Genomic DNA, 13032 nt, shown 5'->3' with positions numbered 1-13032 from the left:
ATGAAAGTGGCAAAGTATGAAAATTTAGATTATGACTCTCTACGTGGTATCGATAAAGCGGCCATCTTAGTGAATTATTTAGGCCAAGAGGCTATCGGCGTATTGTTTAAAAAAATGGATGACGCTGATATCAGAAGATTAATCCACTTAATGACTAAATTTAAAATCGTTCCGGTCAGTGTGACTAAACGTGTATTAGAAGAGTTCTATGAGACTTTAAGTGAGTCTGATGAGTTCATTTTCTCTGACCGCACTTCGAGTAAAGAATCAATCGTTGAAGCTTTAGGTGAAGAACGTGCGCGTGGAATTTTAGGTGGTTTAAATATCACTTCAGGTAGTTCTAGAACTTTAGAATCATTAGAGATGGTTGATGCGAAATCATTATCAACATTCTTAGTGAATGAACATCCGCAAACAGTGGCAGTTATCTTAGCCCATTTAGAGCCAGAGAAAAAAGGTGACGTGTTAAGACGTTTACCAGAAGGTTTACAAGCTGAAGTTGTGCTTCGTATGGCCCACTTAGATAACGTTGATCCAGAGTTAATCGCTGAAATCGACCGCGTATTGAAAAATCAATTAGCTGCGACTTCTACAGTTGAGCAATCTTCTCTTGGTGGTGTTCAGCCGGTGGCTGAAATGCTTAACGTTATGGATAAATCTTCTGAACAAACAATCATGTCACGCTTAGAAGAAAAAGATCCATTACTTGCTGAAGAGATTCGTAAGTTAATGTTCGTATTCGAAGATATCGCCAAAATCGACGACCGTGGTATTCAAATGCTTCTTAAAGAAGTTCCGAATGATCGTCTATTACTTGCTCTTAAAACAGCAAATGAAGATATCAAAGCTAAAGTATTTAAAAACATCTCAGCTCGTGCTGCAGAAATGTTACGTGAAGATCTTGCGAATATGGGACCTGCACGTCTATCAGACGTAGAGGGTGCACAGCAAGATATCGTCAACGTTGCGCGTAGATTAGAAGCTGAAGGTAAATTAATTATTGCAAGAGGAAGCTCGGAAGATGCGATGGTCTAATCTGATCAAATCTAAAGATGATAAGCCAGAGTCACAACACCAAACGGTGCTGGAATATCAACCGCGTGAATTTGTTCTGGGTACTCCAGAAGCGGCCTTAGATTACCTTGAACGCAAGAAAAAAGGCGCAGACTTCGTATTAAGTGATGTTCTGCGTGCCACGACAGGCGTTGAAGAGATTGAAAAGCAATCCGAAGAAAGCCGTATTGAACAAAAAGTTCTTGAGCGTATTGCGCTAGTGCAAAAGCAGGCCTATGAAGAAGGTCACCGTTTAGGAAAAGACGAAGGTTATGCCGCTGCTTTAGAAAAAAGAAACAGCGAAATTAATCACGGGCTTTTATCTTTACATGATACTTTGCAATCCATTGAGAGTTTAAAGCCGGATTTAATTTCAAATAATGAAGCTCACATTATGAATTTGATTTATCAAATCGCTGAAAAATTGGCGTATGATCATATCGAACAAAAACCAGAAGTGGTGATCGAAGTGATTCGTCGTGCGATTCATACAGCCCAGGCTGAAGAAGAAGTCACGGTGTTAGTGGCTCCAGAGCAGGTTGAATTTTTAGAAACTTATAAAAATTCTGAAAATGAAAAATATGAATTTTTAGAAAATGTTCGTATTCAAGCTTCAGATCAAATTCAACCAGGTGGTTGTATTGTTGAAACGAATTACGGTGCCATTGATGCACGTATTGAAGAGCGTTTCAAAAAAGTATGGACTGAATTATCAGCGGCCATTCCAAAAGTTAAAGACACAGTAGAATCATCAGACGATGACGGGACATAATCCGCGTGAAACTTAATTTTGAGAAATACGAAGAAATTATCAAGAACTGTCACTTAACCGAAGATAGCGGTAAGGTGACAGAAGTTACTGGCCTTTTAATTAAAGGTTATCTTCCGGGTGCTTCGGTCGGAAGTATCTGCAGTATTGAAACGCCTCATTCGACAAAGCCATTATTGGCCGAAGTTGTGGGTTTTAAAGACCGTCAGGTTTTAATGATGGCTTTAAATGAAATGCGTGGCGTTTCATTAGGTTGTAAAATTACTCTTTCTCGTTCGGTAGCCACTGTCAGAGTGAGCGACGAACTTTTAGGCCGTGTTGTTGACGGCATGGGCTTACCGATTGACGAAAAATCTTCGATTGAAAATTTTAAAGAATTTCCGTTATACGCTGATGTGGTAAATCCACTTCACCGTGAACCAATTCGCGAATCATTAGACGTAGGCGTGCGTGCAATTAACGGAACACTGACGGCAGGCCGCGGACAACGTGTGGCGATCATGGCAGGATCGGGTGTAGGTAAATCAGTGCTTATGGGCATGATGGCTAAAAACACTGAAGCTGATGTGAATGTGATTGCCTTAATCGGTGAGCGGGGCCGTGAGGTGCGCGAATTTATTGAGCACGAACTTGGCGAATCAGGAATGAAAAAAACCGTTGTGGTTTGTGTGACGTCGGATCAATCTCCGTTATTACGTATGCGTGGAGCTTATGTGGCAACGGCAATTGCTGAATACTTTGCAAAAAATAATAAAAATGTATTACTAGTTATGGATTCGGTCACTCGTTTTGCAATGGCGATGCGTGAAATCGGCTTATCAATCGGCGAGCCGCCAACAACACGCGGTTACACGCCTAGTGTATTTTCAACTTTACCTAAATTATTAGAGCGTGCCGGAAATTTTGACGGCTCTGGTTCAATCACTGGTTTCTACACAACATTAGTAGATGGTGATGATATGAATGACCCTATCGGAGATTGTGTGCGTTCAATTGTCGATGGGCATATTGTTTTATCCCGTCAGTTAGCACAAAAAGGTCATTACCCAGCCATTGATATCTTACAAAGTGCAAGTCGTGTAATGAAACAAGTTACAACGCCTGATCACGCAAAAATGGCGATCAAGATTCGTGAATTATTAGCAACATACAAAGAAGCCGAAGATTTAATTAATATCGGTGCTTATAAAACAGGAGCCAATCCTAAGATCGATAAAGCCGTAAGAGTGATCGATCAAATCAACGATTTCCTAAAACAAAGAACCGAAGATTCCGCAAACATGACCCAATGTCTGCGAATCATGCAACAGATAACTGCCGGCACTTAAAAAGAACCGCGTAGAAGCAACAAGGACGACCAAGAGGTCGGCCCTTTAGAATAAGGTTTGCTGGAAGCAAATCAAAACAAGCCAAAACGCTTTGTAGAAAGCAACTCAAAGCGAAACGAACAGGAAGTTTGTTACATGAAGTTCAAATTCGGAATGCAAAAAGTTTTGGATCATCGCCAGATTAAGATGGATTTGGCGCGTAAAGATTATCTTGAAGCTCAAGCATTCCTGGCTGATGAACAAAAAAAATTACAAGAGATGATTGATGTAAAAAATCGCTCTCTCACGCAAAGATCAAGCCTGGCGGGCCAGGCAACGGGATGGCAAGAACAGGTTAATCAAATTAATCATTTTCTAACTCTTCAAGACCTCCGCATAGCTCAGCAGAACGAACGTCTGTTAAAAATCGAAAAAGTAGTCGAGTCCAGACGCGAAATTTTGAAAGATGCCCTAACAGAGGTTAAGATAATGGAAAGGCTTAAAGAGAAAAAGAAGGCCGATTTCTTACAAGAAGTAAGAGAAAAAGAAGCTAAAGAGTTAGATGAAATTGCATCTACTCGTTTTGTTAGGACGACAAAAGCATGAAAAGAAACGGTTACGATCAGTTTTTTAAAGAAGCTAAGAAGAACGCTCAGGCGCAAGCACCTGTTAAATCTATTTCCGCAGCTAAGCTTCGTGAAAACATGCAGCAAAAAAAATCTAAAAAGTCTTCTCGAAAATTTCCAGCGATGCAATTTGTATTGTTTGTGGTTTGCGGTTTAGGTTTATTTTTAGCAATCGAAAACTTTGATAAAATTGAATCTACATTACAAAAAGTTGAAATTGGTTTAGGCGTAGCCGAAGCACAAACGTCACCAGCTCCGGCAACAACGGCTTCTGGTGAGGCGGCTCCTACAGTGGCAGCCGGTGCCGTTTCTGGTTCAACAACAACTTCAGGAACAGTTCGTGCTGAAGTAGAAGATGATTCTGACTACATTTACAAATTATCTGAGCGTAAAAAAGTTCTAGATGCTCGCGAAGAAGAATTAAATAAAAAAGCTGCAGAAATCGAAGCGCAAAAAGCAGTGATCGAAAAAAAATTAGTAGAACTTGAAGAGTACCGCACAAAAATTTCTACGATGCTTCAAGACCGTATTAAATCAGATGATTCAAAAGTCGAAACTCTTGTTCAGGTTTACACAAACATGAAACCGGGCCAAGCAGCTAAGATCTTTGAAACAATGGATGAAGATTTAGTGATTGATATCTTAAGCCGCATGAAAAAGAAAAGTGCAGCTGAGATTCTTAATTTAATTAAAACAGAAAAAGCTCAGGCTTTTGCAGAACGCTACGCAGGTTACAGAGTGCCAACAAGCATTCCTAAACCGGCAGATAAAGAAGCGGCTCCTGCAGAACCAGAGGCAACAAAACCTTAACGGTAAAGGAGAAGAGTGTTAAAAGACTTGGTTCGTGTCGGCCCCCCACAGGGTACGATAAAGGATCTTGATCTTGGTGTTCCTAAAGAGTTCGACAAAGATTTCCACAAGGATTTCGCAAAAGAACTTAAATTGGCTAAAGAAGAAAAAGCCGAAAAGCAGGAAAGACCAAATCGGGATTTAGAACAGGTTTCGAAAAAGTCATCTGGGGGAATTAAAAAGAAGATGGCTCGAGCAAAGGATGATGAATCCGATGCAGACAAACCTGAAAAGGATGCAAGGGCAGAAGCAAAAGTTCAGCCGCAAGCGATTGAAGAAAAGATTTCAAAGGTCATGGTCTCAGACGAGGGTGAAGTTGAAATCGCAGATTCCGATGAAAATCTGCAACAAATCGCAACTGAACAAGCCAACATCCAAAACATGCAAGCACAACTGTTAGCGGCTCAATTAGGAGTCGTGGATGAAGCTACGTCTACTGCTGAACAGCAGCAGGCTGCGGCTGCGCAAACGCAAGTGCAAATGCAAATGCCTATCACTGCTCAACCTGAAATTTCAGGTGAAGCTGTTCAACAACAATCGTTTCAGTATCTGACTAATACTGAAAAAGCGTTGTTAGCAGACATTGGCGGTGAACAAGCTTTAGCAACACCTGACATGGCGATGGCCAACGGTGAAGTGCCTGCAAATGCAGAGACAACTGAATTACAATTACAAAACGCTGCAACAGCTAAAGCTGCGAATACTCAAATGCCTGGACAGGATGTTCAAGCCAAAGAGGAAAAACAAGCTACAGCTCTTGAAAGCAAAGTTTTCGATATTCTGAGCAAAGAAAATGCTAAAGCGGGATTAGATCAGAAATTGGTGCAACAGGAAGTTTCGCCGAAAGCTGAACAAACCCAAGCGTTGAATCAAACCAACGCTGTATTAGCAAAATCTTCAGCTGAGAATGAACAACGCCAAGGCGAAAGCCAACACCAAGGCTCAGGTGGCAGTGAAAGCCAATCACAAGCGCTTCCAAAGTTTGATGCGTCAAACGATTTAGCAGCGCAAGTGCAAGCTCTTCACGCTGGCCAACGCAGTAGTTTCCAATCTCACTTGGGAGCCGCAGCGGGAGCAGGTGCTGTAGCCAATAAACCTGAAGCGGGTACCGACGCCATGAAAGACGAAAATATTCGCGAGATCATGAATCAAGCGAAGTATTTAGTTACTAAAGGCGGTGGTGAAATGACAGTCAGAATGACACCTGAGGGTATGGGAGAAGTTCAGTTAAAAGTAGCCTTAGAAAACGGTAAAATTAACATTGAAATGAACTCGCAGGATAAATCGGTCAAAAAAATGATCGAGGACAGTCTTTCTGATCTTAAGTCTAGTCTAGCTAGTCACCAAATGCGCGTAGAACATGTTAAGATTAACAATGTAACTGCGGTTGATACGAACAACCAGTCTCAGTTCCAGTCTGATGCGAACTCGTCGAATTCGGGTTTTCAAAACAGACAACAGCAAGAAATGAATTTCCAGAATATGGCAAATTCAAATTCTGGCCGTGGCGGACACCAACAAGAGCGTGGATCAAGTTCATATCAAACAGTTCAAGCACCTACTGTTAAACCGGTTGCAAAAGCAAATGCCTATGCAGCGGCCAACAAGGGTTCAAGCATTAACATGGTTGCGTAAGAAGGAGTTTAAAACATGGATGTAAAATCAGGAACAAAAACATGGAGAGATCCACAAGTTCAAGAGCCAGATTTAAAATCGCAGGGCACTGCCCGTAATCTTACGCAAGATGAAAAGCAAGCGTTAGGAACTGAAAATATTGGCGAAGCGCTAAATAAAATTTCAGATCCAAACTATGTTGATCCTTCAAAAAAAGTTCGTGGTGTTGGTAGCAATGCCATGGATAAAGATGCTTTCTTCAAATTGATGATTGCACAGCTTAAACATCAAGATCCTTCGAATCCGCTTAAGAATCATGAGATGGCTGCACAGCTTGCGCAATTCTCTGGTTTAGAGCAGATGACAAATATCAATACAACGTTACAAGAAATGAAACAGGCGAATAAACCTGTTGAACAATTTCAGGCGTTGAATTTGATCGGTAAAGAAATCTCTGGTGACAGTGCAAAAATCACGCGTTCAGATTTAGATAAAGCTCATGAAGTGAAATTCAATCTTCCACAAGATACGAAAGACACTGAAGTAACTATCTTCAACGCGAAGAGAGAAGTTGTTCGCAAATTAAAATTTTCACAGTTAAAAGCTGGAGAAAATAAATTTGATTGGAATGGCGAAGATGAAAAAGGAAATAAAGCGAAAGCCGGCGAATACAAAGTAGAAATTTCTGCGACAGGCGCTGCGGGACAGAAGCTAGCTGTGAAAACTGACTTCACAGGATTAGTTACGGGTATGAGTTTTTCTCCGGAAGGACCTGTACTTCAGGTGGGAAAACAGAATGTTCGTCTTAAGGACATTCGTCAGTTTTCTGACCCAAGTCTTAAGAACAATGACCAGAATTCAACAGATGTTACAAACCTCGACTTGAATAAAGGTAATGCATCGAAGCAAACTAATATTAAGCAAGAGACGAAAACTCCAGAGCAACTAAAGGCGATGGAATCTTCGGCAGATGATATGTGGGGAAGTCTTTCGGCATCACCAGAGCTTTACAAGCAACATCAGTCAGAAGATGGCCAAGTGGTAGCAGATGCACCACCGCAACAGGCAGCTAAGGAGTTATAACGATGGATAAGATGAAACTAGCGAACAATTTGAGTCGCATAGAAAATCTGATTCCAAAAGCGCCGAGCGAAATCAGAAGCGACAAAGCAACTGGTGGAGTAGCAGAAGGTGCGAAAGAATCGGGTTCGTTTCGGGAGACGTTAGAAGGTTTGATTGCTAACACTCCGGCGCAAGAAACAGCGAAAGCTGGAAACCTTGCGAAGGTAGCAGAAGAAGGAACGCTAAAGTTTTCCAACCACGCGATCGAGCGTATGCAATCAAGAGGGATCAGTTACGATCCATCAAGATTAGCGAAACTTGACGAAGCTGTGAAGAAAGCCGCAGCTAAAGGATCGAAAGACACTTTAGTTTTGATGGATGACTCAGCAGCGATCGTGAGCGTGAAGAATAACACTGTGGTGACAGTGATGGATAAAAACAATTTGAAAGAAAATGTTTTTACCAACATCGACAGCACAATAGTTATTTAGATAGTTTAAGCAGGGTCGAATATCCTGATTGAACTTTGATTAGATTTTACAAGGGCTGGTCCTCCTAGAGGGGGCCCTTCATAAACAGATCTGCTCGACTAGCAGGTTTGAAAAACAAAACACTTTGAACACGAATGTTCGAAGTAAAAACATGGAGGTTATCATGGGAGTTCTATCGTCAATGTGGACTGGTATCACTGGTCTTCAAGCTCAAGGCGAAGCATTAGGTGTCACAGCTGACAATATCGCAAATGCCAATACAACAGGTTTCAAAGCATCAAGAGCAGAATTTGCTGATGTAATGTCACGTTCTTTAAAAGGAATCGATGGCGGTAACCAAATGGGTCGCGGTACTCGTATTCAAACAGTTACACCAATGATGTCTCAAGGTAACTTAGATAACACAGATCGTACAACTGACTTAGCCGTTAACGGTAACGGATTCTTTACATTAAAAGGAACTGAAGGAACAACTTACACTCGTGATGGTTCTTTCAAATTCGATAAAGGCGGATTCTTAGTAAATAACTCTGGTCAAAAAGTTCAGGGTTTCCAAGCTGATGAAAAAGGTAAAATCGAAAATAAAGTTTCAGATATTAAATTCCCACGTGCCTTAGTTAACGCTTCTGGTACGAAAGAAGTTAAACTTGATCTTAACTTAGATTCAAGAAATGAAGCTAACTCTAAAGTTTTCGATCCAAAAGATCCGTATAAAACTTCTCACTACTCTACAGCAGTTGAGATCTTCGATTCTCAAGGTAACAAACACTTATTAAACTTATTCTTTAACAAAGGCGAAGACCGTACTTGGACATACAAGGGTTTAGTTGATGGTAAAGAAGTTTCTGATTCACCAGAAGGACAAGATTTAGCGGTAGTTCTTGAAGGTAAATTACAATTTACTGAAGAAGGTAAATTAAATTCTCAAGAAGTAACTAACTCAGCTTTAAACTTCAAAGGTGGAGCTAAGCAAGATCAACAAATCAAGTTCAACTTCGGTGACGATATCGCTTCAGGCGGTAAAGGTATCGACGGAACTAAACAGTTCGGTAAAGATTCAGATGTAGTATCTTGGTCACAAGATGGTTTCGCAGCTGGTACTGTAACTGGTTTATCTTTCAATGATGAAGGTGTGTTAACAGCTTCATACTCAAACGGCCAAGTTATGGATCTAGCGCAAATCGCGTTAGCTAAATTCGAAGCTCCAGAATCATTATTCAAAGTCGGCGGTAACATGTTCAAAGAATCTCGTGATTCTGGTCCAGCTGCTGTCGGTGGTCCTCGTATGGCGGGCCGTGGTTCAGTGATGTCAAAATCACTTGAGCGTTCAACGGTGGATTTAGCTTCTGAGTTCGTGAATATGATTTCACAACAACGTGGTTTCCAAGCCAACTCAAAAACAATCACTACGTCAGATGAATTATTAAGCGAAGTGATCCAATTAAAACGTTAATTTAAATAATCGTTAGCGGTGGCTCAGGTGGTTAGCCGCTAACGACCTCTCTCTAGTTAGAACCAACACTCCATTGGAATACAACGGGCGGTTAGTCGCGCTCCGTTGTATCCTTATTTGCGCAGACTTCTTTAAAAAGTGGATCTTGAATCATTGTACAGAAATCAAAAGCTGATCCATCTTTGTTTCCATCATTAAAATAATATTCATGCAGTCTTTTTTTCGACTCAGTATCAGTTAAAACTTCACAAGCTACACGTAATAAAAGATCTGAATTTGCATTCGCCCAGCCGGTGATTTTTTCTGACCATTGTTCTTTTGAAAAAGCTTGTGGTGATTTAAGTAACGTTTCAAATTCCCAGTCTTTATTTAGCGAAGCGGCCACACAGTTAATCGCTACACCAGAGATTTTCTCGGCATTCATTAAACGAGCTGCGCTGAAGGCTAGACTTTCAGAGTTAAATTTAATTTTATAAAACTCATCGTCTTCAAGTTCAGGGTATTTGGGAGTCAGATCAGTATAGCCCTTTAAAAGCGCCTGGCGGGCGTAATTTAAAGCTTTAAGCCCTTGCTTCTCACTCATAGCGGCTTCATACGAAAGAATGTAGTAACCAGCGACATCGCCCAAAGAAATCATGCGCTCGCTAAGTTTGACGGCTTCGGGGCAGTTTGTTTTCTTATCTTTCATGCAAGTTTGCAGTTTGCAAGAGGCTATCGAACCTAGAACAAAAACTGAGCCGCGTTTATCTAAACGAGTAAAGTCTTGTTCCAGGCTGTCGCAAGCAGAAGCATTTATCAATTTGCGGTACACATCTAAGGCTTCAAGTTCTAGAGGGTAGTTTTTCTTTTTAAACAATTTGTAACGAAAATTTAAAGTAGCCTGGCTAGCTAACTCATTTTTTAATAATTTAAGGGCCGTGTAGTCAGAGTAAACATCGGTGTCTTTGATTGCCGCAGCCGGATTCATCTGATAGTCGCAGAAATGCGCTATTTGCTGGTTTAAAGCATCTTCGCTTTGGAGTTTGTTGGCATTTAAAGCTTCAAGTAAAACACCTTGCTCGTACATGCAGGCATTGTATTCAGGATTTTGTTCGCGTTTTTTATCGATCGCTGCGTCTTTTTGGTTAACTTGGGCTTCAACCCAGTCTTTTACACATTTCTGATCGGCACCTGCTGAGCTCTGACACTTCATCAGATCAAAAAGCCGAGAAGCATTTTCTTTTAAACCCATTGGAGAAATTTTGCTGACCGCCCAAATTAAAAAAGCAACGTAGCCAACAAACATAAGAACAGCCGCGCCGCCAAAGATCGAAAGTAAGAGTATTTTCTTTTTTTGTTTTTCCATGGGGAAGTACTTAAACTGTTTAGCTCAAATAAGCTTCTTGAACGCGCGAATCTTTTAATAAACTTTCGCCCGTACCGTTTAAAGTCATTTCGCCCGTTTCAAGAACGTAAGCGTAGTCAGAAACTTCTAAAGCTAAGCTCGCATTTTGTTCGACAACTAATAAACCTAAACCATTCTTTTTAAGTAAAACGAATTTATCAAAGATTTGCTCAACGATAACAGGTGCAAGCCCAAGAGAAGGTTCATCTAACATTAAAAATTCAGGTTCGCTCATTAATGCTCGGGCAATAGCTAACATCTGTTGTTCGCCGCCAGATAAAGTTCCCGATAATTGGTTACGGCGCTCACCTAATTTAGGAAAGAATTCGTACTGTTGTTCAACTAAAGCTGCGATCTTCTTTTTATCTTTATTTAAGTAAGCACCTAACATTAGATTATCAAACACTGAAAGATTCGGGAATACACCACGGCCTTCAGGGCATAAAGCCAATTTGGCACGTAAACGATCCGCCGGAGTCATTTTTGTAATATCGATATGCATGTTGCCGTTATCGATAATAACTTTTCCTGATTTTGCAGGTAGAAGACCAGCAATACATTTTAACGTCGATGTTTTACCAGCACCGTTGGCGCCGATCAGAGTTGTAATTTCGCCGCGTTTAAACTCAAAGCTCACTTCTTTAACGGCTTTGATGTTTCCGTAGTTAATAGCTAAATGTTCGACTTTAATTTTATTAGCCATGGAGTTGAGTTCTCTTTCCTAAGTACGCTTCGATAACGTTTTGATTAGCTTTAACTTCTGCAGGTGTGCCATCAGCGATTTTAACACCACGGTTTAATACCACAATGCGCTCGCAGATCGACATAATCAGTTTCATATCATGTTCGATTAATAAAACTGTTAAGTTGAATTTTTGTTTCACGAAGTGAATTAATTTTTTTAAATCTTCAGTTTCTTGGTGGTTCATTCCAGCCGCGGGCTCATCCAAAATTAATAATTTTGGTTTAGTAGCAAGTGCACGAACAATTTCAAGTTTACGCTGTAAACCGTAAGGTAAGTTACACGCCAGTTCTTCAGCTAAATGATCAAGGCTAAAAATTTTAAGTAAATCGATGCAGTGAGCTTTTAAAGCCGCTTCTTTTTCACGGTAAGATTTAGTTCTTAGTAAACTTTCTCTCCAGCCTAAAGTTTCTGTTTGTTGCATCGCTAATAATACGTTTTCAACTACAGTTAATTTGCCGAATAAACGAATGTTTTGAAAAGTTCTGGCAATACCTGCTTTATTAACTTCATCAGGTGATAATTCGTTAATAACTTCATCGGCATCTTTAGTGTGTAATTTGATTGTTCCTGAATCTGCTTTATAGAAACCAGAAATCATATTGAACACCGTCGTTTTACCGGCACCATTCGGACCAATAAGGCCAAGTAATTCATGTTCGTTAATATGGAACGTCACTTGGTCAACGGCTTTAATACCACCGAAGCTTAGGTTTAAGTTATCAACTGATAACATTCTTGAGTTACTCATTAGAATAACTCCTTTCTGCCTAATAGACCCTGCGGACGTAAAATCATAAGTAAGATTAATAAAATCGGGAATACGATCATACGAATATCAATACCGCCTGTTGGTAATGAACGTAAAATTTCTGGTAATGCTGTTAAGATACCGGCCGCTAAAACTGAACCTGACATTGAACCAAGTCCGCCAAGAACTGCGAAAATTAAAATCTGAACTGACATTAAAAAACCAAAAGAAGCCGGGCTGAAGTAACCTAAGTGGTGACCGTATAAAGCTCCACCTAAGCCAGCGAAGAAACTAGAAAATAAAAACGCAAAACGTTTATTCTTCGCAATCGGAGTACCCATAACTTCGGCAGCGATTTCATCTTCGTTTAAGGCCCACAAATTGCGACCGAACCAAGAAATTTTTAAGTGATATAAAACGATGAAAGTTAAAAATAGCGCGGCCCCTGTAAAACCGTATGAAGTTAAAAAGTCAGGCCATTTCACAACGCCGTTGTAACCACGAGGGCCACCAACGAAATTCCAATTTAAAAATAAAACACGCACGATCTCAGCAAAACCCATCGTTACGATAGCCAAGTAGTCACCACGTAATTTGAATGATGGTAAAGCCACTAAGTAACCCGCTACCGTTGAAACTAAAGCACCAGCAAACGCTGTTAACGGAATAAAGTACCATTGATCAGCAAAATAAACTTTCGTAAGCACAGCCGATGTGTAAGCTCCTAATGCCATAAAACCGGCTTGGCCTAAAGAGAACTGGTTCGCTACACCAGTGATAAAGTTTAACGATAAGGCCATGATCGCGTTGATCATAAATGAAACCACTAAGGCTTGAATGTAAGAGTTCAGAGCGAAATTACAAATCGCCCCAATCACTACAAAAGAAATCGCAAAAAATAACAGTTTGTTTTTAGCAAGAAAGTTCATAA

Annotated in this window: 13 protein-coding genes; 9 read left to right on the top strand and 4 right to left on the bottom strand. The window is 40.5% G+C overall.

Translation table 11 applies throughout. The features are described from left to right. From fliG to ACKWCF_RS14065, 9 genes are all read left to right on the top strand, one after another. Entirely contained in the window at positions 1-1035 is a 1035-nt protein-coding gene (gene fliG / locus ACKWCF_RS14105; protein ID WP_409478242.1) for a flagellar motor switch protein FliG, read from the top strand. Further along, a complete protein-coding gene (locus ACKWCF_RS14100; RefSeq protein WP_409478241.1) occupies positions 1022-1825 on the top strand; it encodes a FliH/SctL family protein in 804 nt (267 codons plus the stop codon). The genes fliG and ACKWCF_RS14100 overlap by 14 nt, the downstream gene beginning before the upstream one ends. Positions 1826-1830: 5 nt before the next feature. Further along, positions 1831-3150, top strand: coding sequence for a FliI/YscN family ATPase (locus ACKWCF_RS14095; protein ID WP_409478240.1), 1320 nt, complete (start codon positions 1831-1833; stop codon positions 3148-3150). 57 nt (positions 3151-3207) lie between these two features. After that, positions 3208-3735 (top strand): flagellar export protein FliJ, encoded by a 528-nt coding sequence (gene fliJ / locus ACKWCF_RS14090; protein WP_409478239.1) that lies wholly within the window; start codon positions 3208-3210, stop codon positions 3733-3735. Then, positions 3732-4565: a MotE family protein gene (locus ACKWCF_RS14085; protein WP_409478238.1), complete on the top strand. Its 834-nt coding sequence runs from the start codon at positions 3732-3734 to the stop codon at positions 4563-4565. Before fliJ ends, ACKWCF_RS14085 begins: the two co-directional genes overlap by 4 nt. 225 nt (positions 4566-4790) lie before the next feature. Next, a complete protein-coding gene (locus ACKWCF_RS14080; protein WP_409478237.1) occupies positions 4791-6239 on the top strand; it encodes a flagellar hook-length control protein FliK in 1449 nt (482 codons plus the stop codon). 15 nt (positions 6240-6254) lie between these two features. After that, a complete protein-coding gene (locus ACKWCF_RS14075) occupies positions 6255-7301 on the top strand; it encodes a flagellar hook assembly protein FlgD (protein ID WP_409478236.1) in 1047 nt (348 codons plus the stop codon). A gap of 2 nt (positions 7302-7303) precedes the next feature. Next, complete coding sequence (locus tag ACKWCF_RS14070; protein WP_409478235.1) at positions 7304-7771, top strand: TIGR02530 family flagellar biosynthesis protein; 468 nt, start codon at positions 7304-7306, stop codon at positions 7769-7771. A gap of 163 nt (positions 7772-7934) precedes the next feature. Beyond that, positions 7935-9224: a flagellar hook protein FlgE gene (locus ACKWCF_RS14065; protein ID WP_409478234.1), complete on the top strand. Its 1290-nt coding sequence runs from the start codon at positions 7935-7937 to the stop codon at positions 9222-9224. A 91-nt stretch (positions 9225-9315) separates the two neighbouring features. Here ACKWCF_RS14065 and ACKWCF_RS14060 read toward each other — a convergent pair whose 3' ends face one another. From ACKWCF_RS14060 to ACKWCF_RS14045, 4 genes are read right to left on the bottom strand one after another with little or no spacing between them, the layout of a single operon-like run. After that, a complete protein-coding gene (locus tag ACKWCF_RS14060) occupies positions 9316-10569 on the bottom strand; it encodes a hypothetical protein (RefSeq protein ID WP_409478233.1) in 1254 nt (417 codons plus the stop codon). 19 nt (positions 10570-10588) lie between these two features. Then, a complete protein-coding gene (locus ACKWCF_RS14055; protein WP_409478232.1) occupies positions 10589-11311 on the bottom strand; it encodes an ABC transporter ATP-binding protein in 723 nt (240 codons plus the stop codon). Then, on the bottom strand, positions 11304-12101 hold the full coding sequence (locus tag ACKWCF_RS14050) for an ABC transporter ATP-binding protein (RefSeq protein ID WP_409478231.1): 798 nt from the start codon (positions 12099-12101) through the stop codon (positions 11304-11306). Before ACKWCF_RS14050 ends, ACKWCF_RS14055 begins: the two co-directional genes overlap by 8 nt. Beyond that, positions 12101-13030, bottom strand: a complete 930-nt coding sequence (locus tag ACKWCF_RS14045; protein ID WP_409478230.1) for a branched-chain amino acid ABC transporter permease — start codon at positions 13028-13030, stop codon at positions 12101-12103. Before ACKWCF_RS14045 ends, ACKWCF_RS14050 begins: the two co-directional genes overlap by 1 nt. Positions 13031-13032: the final 2 nt, after the last annotated feature.

This window comes from Pseudobdellovibrio sp. HCB154 (assembly GCF_046267985.1).
Lineage (GTDB): Bacteria > Bdellovibrionota > Bdellovibrionia > Bdellovibrionales > Bdellovibrionaceae > Pseudobdellovibrio.
This window is presented reverse-complemented; position numbering and strand designations above follow the sequence as displayed.